Annotated in this window: 21 protein-coding genes; 17 read left to right on the forward strand and 4 right to left on the reverse strand. The window is 52.6% G+C overall.

Going from position 1 to position 20,705, the window contains the following annotated elements:
• The first annotated feature begins 140 nt into the window (after positions 1-140).
• Entirely contained in the window at positions 141-1,475 is a 1,335-nt protein-coding gene (locus E1757_RS05220; RefSeq protein ID WP_133225801.1) for a DUF3866 family protein, read from the forward strand.
• Here the strand turns inward: E1757_RS05220 and mciZ are convergent.
• Positions 1,372-1,659, reverse strand: a complete 288-nt coding sequence (gene mciZ, locus E1757_RS05225; protein ID WP_133225802.1) for a Z-ring formation inhibitor MciZ — start codon at positions 1,657-1,659, stop codon at positions 1,372-1,374. The genes E1757_RS05220 and mciZ overlap by 104 nt on opposite strands.
• Positions 1,660-1,911: 252 nt before the next feature.
• On the opposite strand from mciZ, the gene E1757_RS05230 reads away from it, so the two are divergent.
• The 4 genes from E1757_RS05230 to fur all read left to right on the forward strand — a co-directional run bounded on the left by E1757_RS05230 (position 1,912) and on the right by fur (position 5,147).
• Positions 1,912-2,472: an NUDIX hydrolase gene (locus tag E1757_RS05230; RefSeq protein ID WP_133225803.1), complete on the forward strand. Its 561-nt coding sequence runs from the start codon at positions 1,912-1,914 to the stop codon at positions 2,470-2,472.
• Positions 2,473-2,475: 3 nt separating this feature from the next.
• Positions 2,476-3,663 carry an endonuclease Q family protein gene (locus tag E1757_RS05235; protein ID WP_133225804.1) on the forward strand — a complete coding sequence of 396 codons (1,188 nt, stop codon included), beginning with the start codon at positions 2,476-2,478 and terminating at the stop codon, positions 3,661-3,663.
• Positions 3,664-3,725: 62 nt separating this feature from the next.
• Positions 3,726-4,367 carry a stage II sporulation protein M gene (gene spoIIM, locus E1757_RS05240; protein WP_133225805.1) on the forward strand — a complete coding sequence of 214 codons (642 nt, stop codon included), beginning with the start codon at positions 3,726-3,728 and terminating at the stop codon, positions 4,365-4,367.
• Between the two features lie 330 nt (positions 4,368-4,697).
• Positions 4,698-5,147: a ferric iron uptake transcriptional regulator gene (gene fur, locus E1757_RS05245; protein WP_133225806.1), complete on the forward strand. Its 450-nt coding sequence runs from the start codon at positions 4,698-4,700 to the stop codon at positions 5,145-5,147.
• Positions 5,148-5,352: 205 nt separating this feature from the next.
• On the opposite strand, the gene lepB is transcribed toward fur, so the two are convergent.
• Positions 5,353-5,907: a signal peptidase I gene (gene lepB, locus E1757_RS05250; RefSeq protein WP_133225807.1), complete on the reverse strand. Its 555-nt coding sequence runs from the start codon at positions 5,905-5,907 to the stop codon at positions 5,353-5,355.
• A 208-nt stretch (positions 5,908-6,115) separates the two neighbouring features.
• Between lepB and ald the strand changes: the two genes are divergently transcribed.
• The 8 genes from ald (at position 6,116) to E1757_RS05290 (ending at position 13,643) form a co-directional block, all read left to right on the forward strand.
• A complete protein-coding gene (gene ald / locus E1757_RS05255) occupies positions 6,116-7,249 on the forward strand; it encodes an alanine dehydrogenase (RefSeq protein WP_133225808.1) in 1,134 nt (377 codons plus the stop codon).
• A 454-nt stretch (positions 7,250-7,703) separates the two neighbouring features.
• On the forward strand, positions 7,704-7,937 hold the full coding sequence (locus tag E1757_RS05260; RefSeq protein WP_133225809.1) for a DUF4227 family protein: 234 nt from the start codon (positions 7,704-7,706) through the stop codon (positions 7,935-7,937).
• A 112-nt stretch (positions 7,938-8,049) separates the two neighbouring features.
• Positions 8,050-8,949, forward strand: a complete 900-nt coding sequence (gene xerD / locus E1757_RS05265; RefSeq protein WP_133225810.1) for a site-specific tyrosine recombinase XerD — start codon at positions 8,050-8,052, stop codon at positions 8,947-8,949.
• A gap of 204 nt (positions 8,950-9,153) precedes the next feature.
• Entirely contained in the window at positions 9,154-10,326 is a 1,173-nt protein-coding gene (deoB, locus tag E1757_RS05270; protein ID WP_133225811.1) for a phosphopentomutase, read from the forward strand.
• Between the two features lie 49 nt (positions 10,327-10,375).
• Positions 10,376-11,203 (forward strand): purine-nucleoside phosphorylase, encoded by an 828-nt coding sequence (locus E1757_RS05275; protein WP_133225812.1) that lies wholly within the window; start codon positions 10,376-10,378, stop codon positions 11,201-11,203.
• Between the two features lie 36 nt (positions 11,204-11,239).
• Positions 11,240-12,088, forward strand: coding sequence for a purine-nucleoside phosphorylase (locus E1757_RS05280; protein WP_133225813.1), 849 nt, complete (start codon positions 11,240-11,242; stop codon positions 12,086-12,088).
• A gap of 571 nt (positions 12,089-12,659) precedes the next feature.
• Positions 12,660-13,061 (forward strand): flagellar protein, encoded by a 402-nt coding sequence (locus tag E1757_RS05285; RefSeq protein ID WP_133225814.1) that lies wholly within the window; start codon positions 12,660-12,662, stop codon positions 13,059-13,061.
• 207 nt (positions 13,062-13,268) lie between these two features.
• The gene (locus E1757_RS05290; protein ID WP_133225815.1) at positions 13,269-13,643 is read left to right on the forward strand and encodes a cupredoxin domain-containing protein; all 375 of its coding nucleotides are present in this window, start codon (positions 13,269-13,271) and stop codon (positions 13,641-13,643) included.
• Between the two features lie 119 nt (positions 13,644-13,762).
• On the opposite strand, the gene corA is transcribed toward E1757_RS05290, so the two are convergent.
• Both corA and E1757_RS05300 read right to left on the reverse strand, forming a co-directional pair.
• Positions 13,763-14,716, reverse strand: a complete 954-nt coding sequence (gene corA, locus E1757_RS05295) for a magnesium/cobalt transporter CorA (protein ID WP_133225816.1) — start codon at positions 14,714-14,716, stop codon at positions 13,763-13,765.
• Between the two features lie 26 nt (positions 14,717-14,742).
• The gene (locus tag E1757_RS05300; protein WP_133225817.1) at positions 14,743-15,549 is read right to left on the reverse strand and encodes a helix-turn-helix transcriptional regulator; all 807 of its coding nucleotides are present in this window, start codon (positions 15,547-15,549) and stop codon (positions 14,743-14,745) included.
• A 256-nt stretch (positions 15,550-15,805) separates the two neighbouring features.
• Here E1757_RS05300 and E1757_RS05305 point away from each other — a divergent pair, with 256 nt between their 5' ends.
• The 4 genes from E1757_RS05305 to E1757_RS05320 all read left to right on the forward strand — a co-directional run bounded on the left by E1757_RS05305 (position 15,806) and on the right by E1757_RS05320 (position 20,604).
• Positions 15,806-17,455 (forward strand): extracellular solute-binding protein, encoded by a 1,650-nt coding sequence (locus E1757_RS05305; protein ID WP_133225818.1) that lies wholly within the window; start codon positions 15,806-15,808, stop codon positions 17,453-17,455.
• Between the two features lie 91 nt (positions 17,456-17,546).
• The gene (locus E1757_RS05310) at positions 17,547-18,491 is read left to right on the forward strand and encodes an ABC transporter permease (RefSeq protein ID WP_246079031.1); all 945 of its coding nucleotides are present in this window, start codon (positions 17,547-17,549) and stop codon (positions 18,489-18,491) included.
• A gap of 32 nt (positions 18,492-18,523) precedes the next feature.
• Positions 18,524-19,399 (forward strand): carbohydrate ABC transporter permease, encoded by an 876-nt coding sequence (locus E1757_RS05315; RefSeq protein ID WP_246079032.1) that lies wholly within the window; start codon positions 18,524-18,526, stop codon positions 19,397-19,399.
• 20 nt (positions 19,400-19,419) lie between these two features.
• Positions 19,420-20,604, forward strand: a complete 1,185-nt coding sequence (locus tag E1757_RS05320) for a hypothetical protein (RefSeq protein WP_133225819.1) — start codon at positions 19,420-19,422, stop codon at positions 20,602-20,604.
• Positions 20,605-20,705 lie beyond the last annotated feature (101 nt).

The following is a 20,705-nucleotide window of genomic DNA, read 5'->3' on the forward strand; positions in this document are numbered from 1 at the left end:
TAGCGGGACTTATTCTTTTTTCCAGATTCCATTTCGCTCCACGATTAACGCCAGCCGACCGTTTTGTACTTATCGGAAAGTAGCCGGAGTTCCTCGCATACATTCATGTTAAAGAACGGAAAGATGAATGGGGGACAAACATGATCGAATGGAAGCTTGGAGTCGTCCGGCGCATCCGGGAATCGGAGGAAAGCGATATTAGAGGAGCAGAATCAGCGGAGGCCAACAGCTTGGATGGCGATCCTATAGGGGAGAGTGTCGCGGAAGGCGATTGTGCGGAAGATGTTATTACGGGAGAGAGTCACGGAGAAGTCAGTCGTTTGCAAGGCAGCCATGAAGATGGGGCACGCGCGGCTGGCCGCCTGCGGTGGGCGGATGTGCAGCTTGCGGACGGCTCCGCTGCCGCCGCCGTTTATGAGACGGACCTATACCCTTGCCTCGCAGCTGGCGATTGGGTCATGCTCAATACGACAGCGGAAACGCTCCGATTAGGCTCGGGCGGCGTTCATTTTGTGCATGCGGTTTTGCCGGTGCCCGACAATTCCGGCGGATATCAAAAATCGCTCGAGCGTATCCATGTCAATCAGCGGATCGATCCGCAAGGAGGGCATATCATGAAGCTTCGATATACTTCGCTGCAGAGAGCCGTGCTGGCGGCCGAAGAACCCGTCAGCCCGCATCATGCATTTTTCCGCTCGGAACCGCAAGCTTTGGACGGTATGCCGGTATTCGTCGGCGAGCTGCACAGTATGCTTCCTGCGGCAGTATGTATGATAAGGAGGCTACAGGAGCGCAGCGGGCGGGAACATCCGTGCCGAATCGCCTATGTGATGTCCGACGGCGGGTCGCTGCCAATTGCATTCAGCAGGCATGCGGCAGCGTTGGGCAAGCTCGGGTGGCTGGCCGGCACCATCACTTATGGTCACGCTTATGGAGGCGACCTGGAAACCGTAAATAAATACACGGCACTGCTCGCCGCCAAGCACATTCTGCATGCGGATATGACGATCGTCGCAATGGGACCGGGCAGCGTGGGGACAAGTACGCGGCTTGGGTTCAGCGGGTTGGAGACCGGCGAAATATTGAACGCGGTCATTGCGCTGCAAGGTCAGCCCGTCATCATACCGCGGCTCAGTACGACCGAACGGCGGGAACGGCACTTTGGTATTAGCCATCATACATTGACGGTGCTGCGGCTGATCGCACAGCCGGGCGTATTGACGCCGTTGCCTGAGCTGGAAGGGGGAGCGGGCGACCGTTTGCGGCTTCAGGCGGAACAGAGCGGAATCGCGCTCCGACATCATCTGGAATGGATCAAGGTAAGCTCCGCTGCCGAGCTGGAGACGGTATTTCACACATACCCGCTGCCTATTACTTCGATGGGAAGGGGATTACGCGACGATCCTGCGTTTTTTGCGGGCATTGAAGCTGCGGTGTCGGCGGGTTGGAGCCGTTGGCTGACGGATAAGCGGTAGCCGCTCCGTCAAGCTGAAACCGGTGTGCCGGCTGTCTGCCATGATTGTAGCCGGTTTGCTTGGACAAATATTCAAGCAGGGTGATATCGGTCGTCGTGCGCTGCTGCGCCTGCTTTAAAAATCTGCGAATCTCCCACACGCGCCCTACGAGCCGGACGGCTTCTTCACTCATATACGTTTTCATAGACAGCTCTCCCTCTTTCCGGTGTCAATCTGTTTTGATACACCCTATGCGCTGCGTAAAAAAGTTATGACAAGCCCGCTATAAAAATAGCGATCGAACCATTTATGATATAATAGAGCGCGTCGAAATAAACTGAGCTTCAATCGGAGCATCGTTCTATATAATTTGAACAAAGAACATCCTTTTTGGAATGCAATGGACATGCTTTATCGGTTCAACTTATATAGCAAACATTTCTGGGAGGAATCCAACATGAGTAAATCCGTTCCTGACAAATATGCAGAAACAACCGTGTCCAGCCAACCGATTTTTCAAGGGAAGGTCATTTCGCTGCAGGTCGATACCGTCACGCTGCCGAACGGGCAGACGGCTACCCGTGAAATCGTCAAGCATCCCGGAGCGGTGGCGGTGCTCGCCTTGGTTGACGACCGCCTGCTGGTCGTGGAGCAATACCGCAAGCCGATGGACAAGACATTGATCGAAATTCCGGCCGGGAAGCTGGAGCCGGGGGAGGACCCGGTGGAAGCGGCCCAACGCGAGCTGGAGGAGGAAACAGGCTACCGCTGCAAAACGCTGAAGCCGCTATGTTCGTTTTATACTTCTCCGGGCTTCGCCGATGAGCTGCTGTATATTTACGTCGCCGACGAGTTGGAAAAAGGCCGGGCTCAGCTGGACGAGGATGAATTTCTCGATTGCATGAGCATTACGCTGGAGCAGGCTCAGCAGTACATTCGCGAGGGGCGGATTGGCGATGCGAAAACAATAACGGCCGTATATGCATGGCAGCTTTACAAACTGACAGGGGGCTTTTAAACGATGGACCTGCGGCCGTTTTACGCAGACCTGCACATTCATATCGGACGGACCGAACAAGGACAACCCGTAAAAATAAGCGGCGCCCAAAATTTGACGTTTTACCATATTGCCAAGGAAGCGTCCGAACGGAAAGGAATCGATATGGTGGGAATTATCGATTGCCAGTCTCCTGCCGTGCAGCGTGAGATGCAAGTTTACCTGGACAAGGGCGAAATGGAGGAGCTTGCGGGCGGCGGCATCCGCTACCACCGGACGACGATCATATTGGGCAGCGAGATTGAGGTTCGCGATCCGGGCATGGGGGCGGCCCATTTGCTGGCCTATATGCCCGATTTAAGCGCCATGCAGCAGTTTACCGGCTGGCTGGGCAAGCATATGAAAAATGTCGGCCTCAGCTCGCAGCGCATCTACGTTCCGGCCAGAGTGCTCCAGCAGGAGGTGACCGACCGCGGCGGGCTGCTTATTCCGGCGCATATTTTTACGCCGCATAAAAGCGTCTACGGCAGTGCCGCGTTCCGGATGGAATCGCTGCTCGATATTGACCGAATCGCTGCCGTCGAGCTGGGATTAAGCGCGGATTCGGAAATGGCCGGTTATATTTCCGAGCTGGACCGCTATGCCTTCCTGACGAACTCCGACGCGCATTCCTTGGCGAAAATCGGCCGGGAGTACAATAAGCTTCATTTGGCCGAGCCCAGCTTTGCCGAGCTCCGCAAGGCGCTCGGGAAGCAGGACGGCAGAGAAATCGTTGCCAATTACGGACTGAACCCGCGCCTCGGCAAATATCACCGCACCTATTGCGCGAATTGCGATTCCGTTCCGGATAGCGGGGAGATGGCAGCCGAACGGTGCCCGTACTGCGGCAGCGCCAAAATTGTCCGCGGCGTCATGGACCGCATTCGCGATATCGCGGACAGGCCGCACGGGCAGCCGTATGTGCCTGCGGACAGGCCGACCTATCATTTCCAGATTCCGCTCGAGTATATACCCGGCCTGGGGCCGAAGAAGCTGCAAATGCTGCTCGACCGGTTCGGCACGGAAATGAATTTGCTGCACCGCGTCTCGTACGAGGAGCTCGAACAGGTCGCAGGGCCGGAGATTGCGGCTTATATCGTGCAAGCCCGTGAGGACAAGCTGACGCTGACGGTCGGCGCCGGCGGCAAATACGGCAAAGTAACCGGCAAATAACGGTCATATTATGGCAGGACGGCTCATATGCTTGTACTAATTGTGCAAGGGAGGACGCCGTCATGAATCGTAACCGTTCGCTGCAGAATTATTTGAAGGAGCATTTGTCGCTGTACATTTTCGTGGGGGTTATTTTTGTCACTGGAGTCGTATTCGGCACCGTGATGGTAAATGCATTATCGCTTGAGCAAAAGCAGGAGATTATGCGCTTCTTGGGCAACTTTTTCTCATCGGTCGAGCAGGGAGATTTCACCGATGTCAATGCTTCGTTTCAGCAGTCGTTTGCGCTCCATATCAAATGGATTTTGATAATTTGGGTGCTTGGCATGTCGGTTATCGGACTTCCGTTGATATTAATACTCGATTTTCTAAAAGGAGTGCTGATCGGATTCAGCGTGGGCTACCTGGTAGGCCAGCTGTCGTGGAAAGGGCTGCTGTTCGCACTCGTGTCGATAGTGCCGCAAAATTTGATCGTCATTCCTGCGCTGCTCATATGCAGTGTAACGGCGATGGCATTTTCGATTCATCTGGTGAAACATCGATTTATGACGCGGAAAGGCGCTTTTTATGAGCCGTTCATGCGCTATTCGGGTACTATACTGCTCTCCGGCGCTTTGCTTGCGGGAGTAGCGTTGTTCGAGGCGTACATGTCGCCGGTCATGATGAAATGGGTCACGCCCATGCTCATTACGATGGCGCAATAAGCCGAAGATGAAGGCTCGGTACGCAGCTGGAGCGTTTGTATTATGAAATGCAGTCGCCCAAGTACGTTTGGAAGCCGCACATCCGCAGCCGGCAGCCGACAAGCGTTTTCTTGCGGTGCTAACGCCTCTGCTTGTCTGAAAAAATGAGCATGGCTGCAAAAACATGAGCATTTTGATTCAACCGCCTCAACTGATTATGTTTGACTTTCCGGCCGACCACCACCTATAATGTAAGATGAAGCCCGGCAATTAGTCTCGATTTTTATTGCCGTTCGGGCATAGGCTTACGTAGCAGGTTTTGTTCACCGCAAAACCCGTAGGGGGAGGAACATGGAATCTCGCATCGAAAAAATAAAGCAGCAGCTTCAATCGCAGGGCTATAAATTGACTCCTCAGCGCGAAGCTACCGTCCGTGTGCTGCTGGAGAACGAAGAGGATCATTTAAGCGCGGAAGATGTGTTTATGCTGGTAAAGGACAAGGCTCCAGAGATCGGTCTTGCCACCGTGTACCGGACACTGGAGCTGCTAAGCGAGCTTCATGTCGTGGAAAAGATGAATTTCGGAGACGGCGTGGCCCGTTACGATCTGCGGAATGACAGTACTCATCATCATCATCATCACTTGATCTGCGTACAGTGCGGAGCGGTGGATGAAATTATGGAAGATTGGCTGGGGGACCTGGAGGAGCGGTTGGAAAAGGAATACCGTTTCAAGGTGTTGGATCACCGGCTTGATTTTCAAGGCATCTGCCATCGCTGTATCGACAAAAATAAACCATAAAACAAACAAAACCTTCAGCTTGTTTCATCAAGTTTGAAGGTTTTTTGTCAGTTGAATAGAAAGTATAAGTTTTATACTTTGCTTTTCACAACCTTGACTAACGCGCCTGTCCTTTAAGGACGGCGGAGCCGTTTATCCTTGGTTGGCAGACGCTCGTCCCCTAAGGACGACGAAGCCTTTTATCCTGGCAGTCTATCCGGGGGCATTATTTGCCGATCTTAACGCCGAGCACATGATCCAATGGAATAAATCCGATATTGCGGCTGTCTTTGCTGTTGTTCCGATTGTCGCCCATCACGTAAAGATGCCCGTCGGGAACGGTGACTTTTTGCGTGGACGTATAGTTCATTTGCTCGCTCAAGTAAGGCTCTTCCAGCGGATCGCCATTGCGCACAACCCGGTGGTCTTTAAACTCGAGCACATCGCCCGGTTTGCCGATGACGCGCTTGATATAGAAGCTGCGGTCATCCTTGCTCGTAAACAGCGTAATCAGCGGATGCTCGAGCAGATCGTCGAGCAGGCCGCGGCTTCGGTCGACCCGGCTGTCGATAATAACGATATCTCCGTAGTTGGGCACGATATGAAACGTATGGGGAATTTTGGATACGAAAATGCGCTGCTCGTCATGCAAAGTCGGATCCATGGAATGCCCCAGCACGTTGGTTGGCTGAATAATAAATACCCCGATCAGCAGCGCGCAAATAAATGCGACACCGATAGAACTTACCCAGCTGCGGATTTCCGAAGCTATTTTTTTCATCCGAATTCCCCCATTCCTAAAGCGGTCGTTGCATTTCAAAGTATAGCATGTCCCGACGGTTCTTTTCAAAAGATGGGCAGAACGGGCGGCGATCCGCGCTGCAATCGATCCGACGGGTTAATGGTTAGCGCTTTTGGGAAAATTACCATTGTTGCGATGTGCGGCAATTTTATCCGCAGGGACATTATGTAGGAAAGGGGACCGCATTATGACCAATCCGTTTGTAATCGGCGTTCCTAAAGAGTTGAAAAACAACGAGAACCGGGTTGCCCTTACACCCGGAGGCGCAGGACTGCTGCGGCAGCACGGACATCAGGTTATAGTCGAGGCCGGAGCCGGGGAAGGAAGCGGTTTTGCCGATAGCGATTATGCGGGGGAAGGCGCGTCAGTGCTGGAAAAAGCGGCTGAAGTATGGGCGCGGGCCGATATGATCATGAAGGTAAAGGAGCCGCTGCCGTCCGAGTACGGTTATTTCCGGGAAAATCTGACGATTTTTACTTATCTTCACCTGGCGGCGGAGAGCGATCTGACCCATGCGCTTGTCCGCAGTAAGGTGACCGGCATCGCCTATGAGACGATTCAGCTCCCGAACGGCAGCTTGCCGCTGCTGACGCCGATGAGCGAGGTGGCGGGCCGTATGTCGGTGCAGGTCGGTGCGCAGTTTCTCGAAAAATTTTACGGCGGGCGGGGAATTTTGCTGGGCGGCGTGCCGGGCGTTCCGCCGGCGGACGTCATTATTTTGGGCGGAGGCATTGTCGGAACGAATGCGGCCAAGATGGCGTTCGGGCTGGGCGCGAACGTGATGATCATCGACCGGAGCGCGGACAGACTGCGTTATTTGGACGATGTGTTTCACGGACAAATCCGGACGCTGATGTCCAATCCGTTCAATATCGCAAGCGCCGTGCAGCGTGCCGATCTGTTGATCGGCGCCGTGCTCATACCCGGCGCAAGAGCGCCGAAGCTGGTGACGGAGGACATGGTGAAGCAGATGAAACAGGGCTCGGTCATCGTCGATGTGGCCGTCGATCAGGGCGGCTCCATCGCTACGATCGACCGGGTAACGACGCACAGCAATCCGGTTTACGAAAAGCACGGAGTGCTTCACTATGCCGTCGCCAACATGCCGGGTGCGGTTCCGCGCACATCGACGCTGGCGCTGACGAATGTTACGCTAACCTACGCTTTGGAACTGGCTGACAAAGGCATTGTGCCAGCCATCCGCAGCTTTGCGGAGCTGCGGCTAGGCGTCAATACGTACCAAGGCCATGTTACCCATGCAGCCGTTGCCGAATCGGTAGGTTTGCCTTACCGGAAGCTGGAGGAGCTGTTGATTTTGTGAATGGCTTTGGCCGGAACCACCGGCTCCTGCGCAAGCTTCGCTGCGAAGCTTGTACAGGAGCTTTTTTTGTTGTTTAGGAAATTATGCGCAGCAAATTTCTGAGGATAACCGGGGGCTCCCCCAAAAGTAATAGGAATTGGCTTCGGAGCTTCACGTCACTTTTGGGGGACTTTGTTGTTGCAACGCATGATTTGTCCGGCTGACTCCATCATAATCCATGCTCCGCGGTCATATCATGGTTATGGGCGCGTATGCCGTTTGTACATGCCGCGGGTCTCGTGCTGTCGCAATGGACAATCCGTGATCCGGAAAAATTAACGCTTCGCGGTTATCCGGATATTTTTCAGACAATTACAGATGTTTCACCGCAATCGGGAGAAATGGGGGCAATCGGGTGAACCTGCCCATGCATCGCCCGGTTTCCGGAATGATATTCGCTCGAGGGGGACAGGCCATGATCCTTCATGTCCGCAAGTGGCTGGAACGAGGCAAATTTGTACTCATGTTTTGTTTGTTCACGTTTGTTCTCTACCATATTTTGTCGGCGGTTGCCCAGTGGCTGGAGCCGACGCAGCGCTACAAGGAACCGGTCGGGCGTGCGGTCAAAGTATTTCAAGACCATGGTGCGATTTCCGACCAAGGCTCTATGGCGGATCGGTTAAAGCTGTTTTACTGGATGGGAGAATGAGAAAGGAATAAGCTTTCTCGCTCAAGGAGGATTCTGCCCTTTCTTGTTGAATGTACTTAAGGATTACCTTGAATCGATAATCCTTGGCATTTACATTGGAAGGGACATCAGCATGAACAACGAATTGCAATCATTCATCGAATTTTTGACCGATGAGCGGGGGCTTGCCAAAAATACGGTGGAATCCTACGAGAGGGATGTTCATCAATATCTAGAATATTTGCGCGAGCATGACATTCACTCGCTCCAGGATACGAATACATACCAGATCGCCAACTATTTAATGCGATTGAAGCAGTTGGGCAGAGCTGCGGCTACGCAATCGCGCAATATCGTTTCCATTCGGGCATTTTATCAGTATTTGGTTCGCGAACGCGTCATGGAGCATGATCCGACCCTCCATATGGAGACGCCCAAGCTGGAAAAAAAGCTGCCCAACGTAATGACCATCGGCGAAGTGGAGGCTTTGCTGGAAGCGCCGCGAACGGAAACAGCGATCGGCATGCGGGATAAAGCGATGCTTGAAGTGCTGTATGCGACGGGTATCCGCGTTTCCGAGCTGATCTCGCTGAACGTCGACAATGTGAATCTGGAGCTGGGGTTTGTGCGCTGCGTCGGTACGGCGTTGAAGGAGCGGATCATTCCGCTGGGCGGCTTTGCGGCCGAGTATGTCGGCTCGTATCAGAAAACGATGCGTCCCCGGCTGTTGAAGCAGACGGAGGCGGAGCAGGCGTTGTTCATCAACCATTTGGGTACGCGGATCACACGCCAAGGCTTCTGGAAAATTATTAAACGCTATGCGGCCGAAGCGCGCATCGTCAAGGAAATTACCCCGCATACGCTGCGTCATTCCTTTGCCGCCCATCTGCTGGAGAACGGCGCCGATCTGCGCTCCGTGCAGGAGATGCTGGGACATGCGGATATTTCAACGACGCAAATCTATGCGCAGGTCACGCGCGGCAAAATGAAGGAAGTGTACGACCGGACGCACCCGAGAGCGAAGCGGCCGTAGAATCTGTCCCGATGGTTTCGGAGTGTAAAAAGCATACAGAAGGCTCGTTCCTTTGCTTTAAGGAGCGGGCTTTTTATTGCCTCGATACCAGTTGTCTGATCTGCCGCGGAATGGAGGACATCCTTCCATATTTATGAAAATCGTTTTGCAAACGGGCGGGCGTTTTGCGATAATACAACTATTACCTGACAGGAGGTGGCTCGAATGGGTTTTCGTCGTATATGCCTGATCGTTTTGGATAGTGTGGGAATCGGAGAGCTTCCGGATGCGGCGAAGTTCGGGGATGCCGGCTCGCATACGCTGGGACATATCGCCGAGCGCGTGCCGGGATTTACGCTGCCGAATATGCAGCGGCTGGGATTGGGGAATATCGCGCCGCTTAACGGAATTGAACCGGCTGAGAGGCCGCTCGCCGCCTATGGGAAAATGGCCGAGGCTTCGGTCGGCAAAGATACGATGACCGGCCATTGGGAAATTATGGGACTCCGCATTACAATTCCGTTCAACGTATTTCCGGACGGTTTTCCGCAGGAGCTCATTGAGCGTTTCGAGCATGAGACGGGTCGCAAGGTGATCGGCAATAAGCCGGCATCCGGCACGGAAATATTGGATGAGCTTGGCGAGGAGCAGATGAAATCCGGCGCCTGGATCGTGTATACATCGGCTGACAGCGTGTTTCAGTTGGCGGCGCATGAAGAAATTATCCCGCTGGAGGAGCTGTACCGCGGCTGTGAAATTGCCCGCAGGCTGACACTCGAAGATCCTTACGCGGTCGGCAGGGTTATAGCGAGGCCGTATGTCGGGCAGCCCGGGGCGTTCAAGCGGACGCCGAACCGTCACGATTATGCGGTGAAGCCGCCGGAGCCGACGGTCATGAACTATTTGAAGGACGCAGGTCTGGATTGTATTGCCGTCGGTAAAATCAACGATATTTTTTCGGGCGAAGGGGTAACCGAGGCGCGCCCGACGAAAAGCAATCTGGACGGCATACAGGCGACCATCGATTATTTGAAAAAGCCTTTTCACGGGCTGCTGTTTACGAATCTGGTCGATTTCGACTCGCTATACGGCCACCGCCGCGATCCGGAGGGCTATGCCGGGGCGCTTGGGCAGTTCGACGAATGGCTTCCGCGAATGATGGATGAAATCGGACCGGACGATCTGTTGATTTTGACGGCAGATCATGGCAATGATCCGATCCATCCCGGAACGGATCATACCCGGGAATACGTACCGCTGCTCGTGTACGGCCCGAGTCTGAAGGAGGGCCAATTTATAGGCATCCGGGATACGTTCGCGGATCTCGGCGCTACCGTTGCCGACAATTTCGGCGTCGCGGGTACGGGCATTGGGAGCAGTTTTTTAAGCCGGCTATAAAGTCCGGTGAAGTCTTCTAAACTTTACATTTCGAACAGGAGGAAGCAAGATGGACGATACATCGGTTCTACAACAAATTAAAGAAGCGGCGGCCTACATACGCGGCCAATATGCGGAAGCGCCGGAAATCGGCCTGATTCTCGGCTCGGGGCTGGGCGTTATCGCCGATCTGGTCGAGCGGGCGACGGTGATTGCGTACCGGGACATTCCCCATTTTCCCGTTTCTACTGTCGAAGGGCATGCAGGCGAGCTGCTGCTGGGGACGATAAGCGGCAAGCATGTGCTGCTGATGAAAGGACGCTTCCATCTGTACGAGGGCTACGGAGTGGATGTCGTATCGTTTCCGGTTCGCGTTATGAAGGAGCTGGGCGTCAAGACGCTTATCGTCACGAATGCGGCCGGCGGCGTCAATACGTCGTTTGAAGTGGGCGATCTGATGCTGATTAAGGACCACATTAATTTCACGTTCCGCAATCCGCTGATCGGGCCGAATCATAACGAGCTGGGCGTCCGTTTCCCGGACATGTCCGAGGCTTATAACCGCGGACTGCGGCAAACGGCGCATGAGGTGGCATCCGGACAAGGACTCAAGCTTAAAGAGGGCGTTTACCTCGGCATGCTGGGTCCATCTTATGAGACGCCGGCCGAAATCCGGATGATTCGCACGCTGGGAGCGGACGCCGTCGGCATGTCGACAGTGGCAGAGGTGATCGCAGCCCGGCATGCCGGCATCGAGGTGCTCGGCTTCTCCTGCATTAGCAATATGGCGGCGGGTATTCTCGATCAGCCGTTATCCCATGCGGAAGTGATGGAAACGACCGAACGCGTGAAGCCGAAATTTTTAAAGCTGATTGTTGGCATTGTCGCGAAGCTGTGATCATCATATTCCGTAAGCGGAAGGGGACGAATCGTTTTGGAAACGAATTACCTGCAACATATTCAAGAAGCCGCGCAATGGATTCGGCAGCGGCTGCAGCATACAACACCGCAGATCGGGCTGATCCTCGGCTCGGGCTTGGGCGATATGGCCGGGCAGGTTGACAATCCGATCACGATTGCCTACGATCAAATCCCTCATTTCCCGGTATCGACCGTTGAAGGGCATGCCGGACAATTCGTTATCGGGAAGCTGGAAGGGAAGCCGGTTATCGTCATGCAGGGCCGCTTTCATTACTATGAAGGCTACTCCATGAAAAAGGTCGTATTTCCCGTTTATGTCATGAAGGCGCTGGGCGTCCGCTCGCTGGTCATTACAAACGCGGCGGGCGGGATGAACCGCAGCTTTCAGGCGGGCGATCTGATGCTGATCTCCGATCATTTGAACATGACCGGCAGCAATCCGCTCATCGGCGTTAACCACGCCGAGCTGGGGGTACGCTTCCCGGATATGTCGGAAGCGTACAATCGCGGCTACCGCGTATTGGCGAAGCGCATCGCCGAGCAAATGCGCGGCGCCGGCACGCCGATCCGGCTGCAGGAGGGCGTCTACAGCGGGATCAGCGGTCCCAGCTATTTGCCTCCGGCGGAGCTTACGATGCTGGCGCGGCTCGGCGGAGACGCCGTGGGCATGTCCACCGTCGGCGAAGTAATCGCAGCCCGACACGCCGGGCTTGATGTGCTCGGCATTTCCTGCATCACCGACATGGCGATCGGCGAGGAGCTCGAGCCGCTGACGCATGAGCAGGTTGTCGCGGTTGCGAATAAAACGAAGCCGATGTTCATTGAACTGGTGCGGAATTTTGTAAAAGAAGTGAAGATTTAATGTAAGATTCATAAGATTTTAATAATGGACAAGAAGTCGAGGCGTATAATGAACGTAAAGTCACAGTTTAGACAAAAAGTTGGGAGAGTGGTGGGCCGTATGAATAGCTTCAAAAGTTTTCTTAAAGGCTTCTTCTTCGCTTTTATCTCGATTGGCGCGATTCCGTTCCTTGTTATCCAAAGCTTTCTTGAGCAGCTGTAAAAAGCGATTGTATTTGAAGCGGAGGCTGCTTGTCGCGAAATACAATGACGGTCTGTCCCGGTATTGAAGGGGCAGACCGTCGTTCGTTTTTCAACGTTTATTTCGATTTCTTCGCGCCTTTGTCGCTTGTGCGGGTCGTCGTGTTTTGATTGGCGTGTCCCTGCTGCTTTTTCGACATCGTAGGCTCACCTCCTGAGCGTCAACTCAAAGCTTTCAAGCTATTTTAGTATGACAAGCTGTTTTCGGGTATATGCATGGAGCCGTCAGCAGAAGGATTTCCAATAAAAAGGATAACAGGACTTTTAAACTAAATCATCGCATGGTATAATTGGGTCAAACGGACTATATTTGCGGTTGGGAAGTGATGGGCATGTGCGCTTTGATGGTAGCCAATTGTCCGGGTTGCGGCAAAGTGTTTCAAAAAAACTTGCGAAATCTGTGCATGGATTGTGTTAAGAAGCTTGAACACGAATACGAAGCGTGCTATCGTTATTTGCTGAGCAACCGTAAAGCTGCGACATCCGATCTCAGCCATGCGACGGGAGTGCCAGAATCAACCATCTTTTCCTGGATCAAGGACAGAAGGCTGTCGGCTATCGACTATCCTAACCTGACTTATCCCTGCAACAGCTGCGGAGGCCCGATTCGTCAAGAATCGTTATGCCAGCCATGCCGGAACCGATTAACCAGAGACATTCAGGAGATGCGGGATAAGGAATTGAGGCGGACCGATGGAAGCGGGTTCAGAAGCTTGTCGCCGCGGCATCGATAACGCAATATTGTATCCCTCTGCTCAATTGGCGGGGGGATTTTGGTTTTGTCGGCAACTGTGATAAAATGGCTTAGGAAATGAAAAAGCGGCTGAAACTGTCACAAACTTTTCACCTGTAGCCCTCAAAAAGGAATAGGTAAAGCCCGTTTCATTATGTACAATAATGGTATACGTCTGATGTGCAAAACAGTTAGGGGGATTTTCCGAATGAAGTGGATTATGTTTAGTTTGTTTATCGTAGCCTGTTTGTTAGGTGCTGGAGTGCTGTTCCAGAACATTTCGGAGCGCCAAGCCGAACAAGCGGCAGAAGCCAAGGCCGGACCGCAATTGAAATTCGTGGCCTCGAACTTTCAGTTTGACAAGCCTGAATATACAGTGAAAGCTGGCGAAAAGCTTACCGTCTCTCTTCAAAATAAAGAGGGCCTCCACGCGTTGGAAATCGTAGGTTTGAATGTAAAGCTGGACAACAACACCAAATCGGCCGAGGTTACTTTCGATAAGCCGGGCACGTATGAGGTTCACTGCATTTTGCCTTGCGGACCAGGGCATGCGGATATGAAATCGAAATTGGTCGTTCAATAATACGATCTGAATAGAGCCGGAAACGGCTGAGCACAATGAAAAACTGTTGAGAGCTGCTCTCAACAGTTTTTTCATGTTATTTGATACGGCGGCCGCACCATTCGAATGGGGAACCCATGTCAGTCGAACCAGCCGTTTTTCCGGAACCACCTGTACATGCCGAATCCGATTAAAAACATAACCAGCAGGCAAACAAAATAGCTCCAACGCCACTCCAGCTCCGGCATAAAATGAAAGTTCATTCCATAGATCCCCGCCAGGAAGGTGAGCGGCATGAAAATCGTCGTGATCACCGTCAATGTCTTCATAATGTTATTCATCCGGTATGAGTTCAATGAGATGTAGCTGTCCCGTATGTCGGCCGTCATCTCGCGGTTCGATTCAATAATTTCCGAAAGCTTGAGCAAATGGTCGTGAATGTCCGTAAAATAAAACATTTGCTGTTTGATGCCTTCGATTTTATCCGTGCTGATGATTCGGTAGAACAGGTCGCGCATCGGTACAATCGTTTTGCGCAGCTTCAACAGACGGGTACGGATCTCAAACATTTCGTTCATCAGCTCTTGAATCGAATCCCCTTTAACATTGGAGTCGAAGTCATTCAACTGATCCTCAATCTGATACACGCTTGGAAAATATTCGTCCACGAGAGTATCCATCACCAGGTAGGCCGCATACACATGTCCAATTCCCCGGTAGTCGCGGCTGTCCGTCATCCGTTTCCAGGCCTCGTCAATTTCGCCGGACGGGAACAGATGGAAGGTGACGATGAAATTGCGGCCCCAGAACATATCCACCTCCTCGGCGGCTAATGTGGCCGGGTTCATCGCGTGCAGCACAAAAAAATGGACATCCTCGTAATGATCCACCTTTGGCCTCTGCAGCAAATGAAAGCAGTCCTCGATCGCCAGCGGGTGGAAGTGGAAATGACTCTCCAAATGTGCGGCCTCCTCCTCCGTCGGCTCGCTGAAATCGACCCAGTACCACAGCAAATTCGGAAGCTCTTTTAAGTCCCGGAGGGATGGAGCGGGTATGATTTCAAATTGTTCGTTGATTGCCATGATTCGGATCATGGGGTCCCTCCTTAGAGTTCATCACGTCATTTTGTCCAATTTTTAAGCTTTCTGTATTGGGTTGGATTCATATTAATTTTTTGCTTGAAAAAATGGGAGAAGTGCGATGTATCGTAGAAGCCGAGATGCTCTGAAATCGTCTCGATGCTGTAGCTCGAATTAATCAGCAGCGAGCGCGCTTTGTTGATTCTCAAATGATTAAACAGCTCGATGACACCGCATCCGAATTCTTTGTTTACAAGACGCTCCAGATGGGATGGGCTGATCGTCAGCTCGCGCGCCACTTCGCTTAGCGTAATTTTCCGGCTTAAACTTTTGTTTAAATAAGTCAACAAATGATTTTTAAAATCAAGCCCGGTGCCATGGATCGCTTTCTCGACGGCGGAAGCAATAAATTCATCGATCCGGTTGGACGTTCTGATTTTGGAAAGCTTGGTCAGTTCCATACAGCCTTGTTTAATGGCAGGCATATGGTCCAGCGCCTCGTTATGCTCAATGACGGTAAAGTCGTGAATATACGCCTCCAGCAGCGAAACGAGCCCTTTGCGGTCTTTTTCCGGCTGAAGATTGATCCCGAACTGATAATAGCCGGTTACGCTTTTCAGCGAATGGACATGCAGCGGCGGGATGATGCATAATTGCCCCCTTTTTAAAGGATAAACCTCTTCGTTAATCGTGAGCAGCAAAATGCCTTCGAGCATAAAAATGAACTGGTAGTAAGGGTGATGATGCGCATCCATCGTCCAATTTTGGCGTCTTTCGAAAAAGTTAACCTCATAATAGGGCTCAGGCAGAGACGTTGTCAACAATCCGGTATCGCTTTCATTAATCACCGCCGTATCCCCCCGTTCGAGCAGATTATGAGCAGAATATACAAATAATTGGTCGGATTGTCAATGGTTGAATGCATGAATGCTGAATATAATCAAATTAACAAGCGAATCGAAAATGCCCAATGATGAAAAGAAATTACAATTAACGGGCGGCAAGGTTCGCTTATCCGTCAATTGGGACAAGGAGGGAATCGTTCAAAGTTATATGTAAACGTTATCATATTTTATCAACTACTCTTTTTAAGGAGGCAAGACCATGTCCAAACGAAACGTATCCGCCTTGGCGTTATCCGTACTTTTCATCGCCGCAAGTGTGACGGCGGGCTGCACTTCCGACAGCGGGGGAGGCGGCAGCGCGGCTGCAGATAAACCTGCGGACCCCCAAGGAACCGTAGCGGCAGGCGCAAAAATTTCCGAAAAGCCGCTGACGGTCAACGGCTGGACCGATTTTATTCCGGCTACCGGCTCATCGGGGGTGTCCAGCTACAGCGACCAGATCGTGTGGAAAGAAATCGAAAAAAGAACGAACATTTCCGTAAAATGGGAGACGACAGCCGCACCGGGTTCGGATGATTTCAAGTCGCAGCTCGGGCTTATTATGGCGTCGGGGAAGCTGCCGGATTTGATCGGGCATATCGATCCTTTGTTGGCCGATCAATACGGCAGACAAGGCGCGCTGCAGCCGCTTGAGGATTTGATCAAGAAACACGCGCCCAACTTGCAAAAGATTTTGGACGGCAACCCCGCAGTCCGAGGACAGATTACGTCGCCCGACGGACATATTTACTTTTTCCCGAGACTGCTGCTCGATACGCGCACGCAAACTTTCGCCGGTTACATGATACGGGGGGATTGGCTGGAAAAGGTAGGGATGAAGGCACCGGATACGACCGATGAGCTGTACCAGGTTTTGAAAGCGTTTAAAGAAAAAGATCCGAACGGAAACGGGAAGCAGGACGAAATCCCGTTCACCGATAATCCGAATCCGATTATATGGGCATTCGGCGTAGGCAGCAGAGGCCCGAACAGCACCGACGACTTCTTTATCGAGGACGGCAAAATCAAGTACGGCCCGACCGACTCCCGGTACAAGGATGCTTTGCAATATTTGAACAAGCTTTACAGCGAAGGGCTGCTGGACCCCGAATACGAAAAAATGAAGGCGGATGTGCGCGACGGGAGAATTATGCAGGAAACGTCCGGTTTTATGTACGGCTCCAATGCAGGATACTTGACCAAATACAACAAGATGCTGAAGGGCGCGAGCAAAAATCCGGGCTTCATCGCGGTTGCCCCTCCGAAAGGCCCGACCGGCGAGCGAAACATTATCGGCAAACATAACGAGATCGACCCGGGCCGCGGCGTATCGATAGCGAGCACGACCAAATATGCGGCGGAATTGACGAAGCTGATGGATTACTTTTACTCGAAGGACGGGGCGATGCTGCTTTATTTCGGACTGGAGGGCGACACGTATACGATGAAAGACGGGGTGCCGACCTATACGGATAAAGTGGTGAACGATCCTAAGCTCGATATTCTCGGCTATTTGAACACGTATGTCGGCTTTGTCAGCGGTTGGCCGTCCGCACAAATTCCCGAGCATTATTTGGCGACCTTGAGCGACGAAGGCAAGAAAGGTAACGCCCTGGCTGTACAATATGCCGGGAAGAAGAAGGTTCCGGCGCTTCATTTCACCCCGGAGGAATTGAATGAGGTGCAGGCTCTGCAGCGAGATATCAATACGTTTATCGATGAAAACATGAACGCATTCATACGCGGTAAAAAACCGTTCGGCGAGTACGACGCTTTCCAACAGGGGCTTAAAAAAATCGGATCGGATAAGCTGACCGAGCTGTACAGTAAAGCCTATGAACGGTACAACGCGGTATTGAAGGGGAAATAGCGCTTACGAAGCCGGCTTTCCTTACGGAAAGCCCAAAGCAGATGCTTACGAAGCTGGCTTTCCTTACGGAAAGCCCTGAGGAGGGTATCCCATGCAACAAATCGCTGCGCAAGCGCAAACGAAGCAGGCGAAATGGGGGCTGCGTATGAAATGGAAGCGCAACCTCGTCTTGTACTTATTTTTGGCGCCTGCCGCCGTCTATTATTTGCTGTTTCATTACGCGCCGATGTACGGCACGCTGATTGCATTTCAAGACTATAACCCGTTTCGCGGTATGCTCGGCAGTCCATGGGTCGGGTTCAAGCATTTCGATGCCTTTTTCAACTCGATCTATTTTTACCGGCTCATCCGCAATACGTTTTTGATCGGAGCTTACAGCATTTTGTTCGGCTTTACGATACCGATCCTGTTCGCTCTGCTGCTGCATGAGGTGAAGCATGCCAAGCTCCGCACAATGATCCAGTCGGTCAGCTATTTGCCGCATTTTATTTCGACGGTTGTAGTCGCCGGGCTGATTGTTACATTCACTTCGCCGTCGACGGGATTTATTAACGGACTGCTTCAATTTTTCGGCGGATCCCAAATCGATTTTTTGCGCGAGCCGGGATGGTTTCGTACCGTCTATGTTTCGTCGGGCGTATGGCAAACGTTGGGCTGGAGCTCGATCATTTACTTTGCCGCATTGGCCGGCATCAGTCCCAGCCTGTATGAGGCCGCAGAAATGGACGGAGCGAGCCGCTGGCAAAAAATATGGCATATCAGCCTGCCCGGCATCAAGCCGACCATCATTACGATTTTGCTGCTCGATCTGGGCCGGGTGATGGACGTAGGCTTCGAGAAGGTGTTCCTGCTGTACAATTCAACCACCTACGAGACGGCCGATGTGCTTAGCACGTACGTTTACCGTTCGGGGCTGGTGCAGCAGCAGTACAGCTTCGCCTCCGCTGTCGGCCTGTTCAACTCCGTTCTGACGTTCGTCATGATCGTCGGCTTCAATCGATTGGCCCGCCGGCTCAGCGGCTATTCGCTCTGGTGACTGAATATATGGAAAGCGGGTGATCTGGAACAATGAACCGCGCATCGCTTAAAATGAACGCGGCCGATTATGCGATTTACACGCTTCTCATGCTGACGGCCGTCTTGTTTGTGTACCCGTTCTACTATATCGTGCTGGCCTCCTTTAGCGATCCGGCCGCCGTCATTACGTACCCGATGCTGTTATATCCCGTCGATGCAAATCTCGGCGCCTACAAGCTGCTGCTGTCCACGGGCACGATTTGGCTCGGCTACTACAACAGCCTGATTTACACAGTCAGCGGAACCTCCTTGAACGTGACGGTGACATTGCTCGCCGCCTACGCTTTATCTCGCTCCGAGCTGGCGGGCCGCAACGTCGTACTGTTTTTTATCGTCATTACGCTGTTTTTTAACGGCGGTATGATTCCTACGTATTTGATTGTCAAATCGCTCGGCATGCTCGACACGCGCTGGGCATTGATCGTCTCCGGCGCGGTGACGACCTGGAATTTGCTCATCACGAAGACGTATCTGGAATCGAACATTCCTCAGGAGCTGCGGGATGCCGCGGAAATGGACGGAGCGTCGGAATTTACCTTTTTCTCGAAAATCGCACTCCCGCTATCGAAGCCGATTATCGCCGTGATTGCGCTGTTTTACGGTTCGGGCCATTGGAATGCGTATTTTAACGCGTTGATTTATATCCGGCAAAGAGACCTGTATCCGCTGCAGGTGTTTTTACGGGAAATGCTCATCTTGGATCAAAACACGGAGATGATGGGAGACGTCAGCGATCATCGGGTGCTGGTTGCGCTGACCTTGAAGTTTGCGATTATGGTTGCCGCCGTAGCGCCGCTCCTGATTATATTTCCGTTCGTGCAGCGGTTTTTTGTCAAGGGCGTGTTAATCGGCGCTTTAAAAGAATAGACCAAGGAGTTGTGGAGAGCATGGGCATCATACAAACAAAACAGGTTAACGTGAACATCGAAAGGCTGACGGACGGCGACGGCCACCAGTTTTACGGATATTACGACAATCCGGCCTGGAGCGGGAACGACCGCTTTCATTTGTATCATAAAGTGAAGTTTTGGGATCGGCTGCAGGAAGCGGGAGATACAGCGGAGCTGGGGATGATCGACATCGCGACGAAGCGATACGTCCCGCTCGCGGAGACGGCGGCATGGAATTTTCAGCAGGGCGCGATGCTGCAGTGGCATCCGCTTGCACCCGATAGCGAAATTATTTTCAATACACGCAGCGGCGGGCAATGGCACGGAGCCGTCATGAACGTGCATACGAAAGAGCGCCGGCTGCTGGACCGGCCGGTTGTGAATGTGGATCCTGCCGGGCGCTATGCGCTGAGCGTCAACTTTGCGCGAATGTTCGATTTCCGTCCCGGTTATGGGTACGCGGGTATTCGCGATCCTTTTTATGACGATCCTCATCCGGAGCAGGACGGCATTTTTCGGATCGAGCTTGCAACCGGCAGAAGCGAGCTCGTTGTATCGCTGCAGCGCATTTGGGAATTGACGAAGGGGGCCTTCAACGGCGCCGACCGGAAGATCATGATCAATCATCTTAATTTCAACACGGACGGAACGCGTTTCATTGCTCTGGTACGCAATTTTCCGGTAGCGGCCGGGTGGAAAACGGCGATTGTGACAGCGAACTGCGACGGCTCGGAGCTGTTTCTGCTATCCGATTTTTCCTACGCATCCCATTACCATTGGAAGGACCCGGAGCGGCTTGTCATTTATTCCAATGGGGCAGCAGGATCGAACGCGGGAAATCAGCTGTACGTGCTGACCGACCGGACACATCGGGTCGAATTGGTGGATCCGGCATTTTTTCGTAAAGACGGACACTGCAGCTATTCGCCGGACCGCTCCATGCTGCTGTACGACAGCTATCCGGACGAAGACGGCTACCGCCATTTGTATGTGTACGATCTGGTTCATAAGAAGGGAGCCTTGCTCGGCTCCTTTTATTCGAATCCGAAGGCGAACGGCGATTTCCGGTGCGACCTGCATCCGAAGTGGAACCGGGCCGGCACCGCGATTTCATTCGACTCCACGCATGAGGGGCAGCGGCATATGTACATGGCCGATATGAGGGATGTTTTCAACTCTTAAGCGTTAGGAGAAGCGGGCCTCGCTGTGTTAAAATTTAGAAGTCCGGTGAAATAAGGCGGCGGAGTCGTTCAGAAGAAGCGCCGTCACGCGCCATTGTCTAT

This window comes from Paenibacillus piri (genome assembly GCF_004354045.1).
In the GTDB taxonomy this organism is placed as follows: domain Bacteria; phylum Bacillota; class Bacilli; order Paenibacillales; family NBRC-103111; genus Paenibacillus_S; species Paenibacillus_S piri.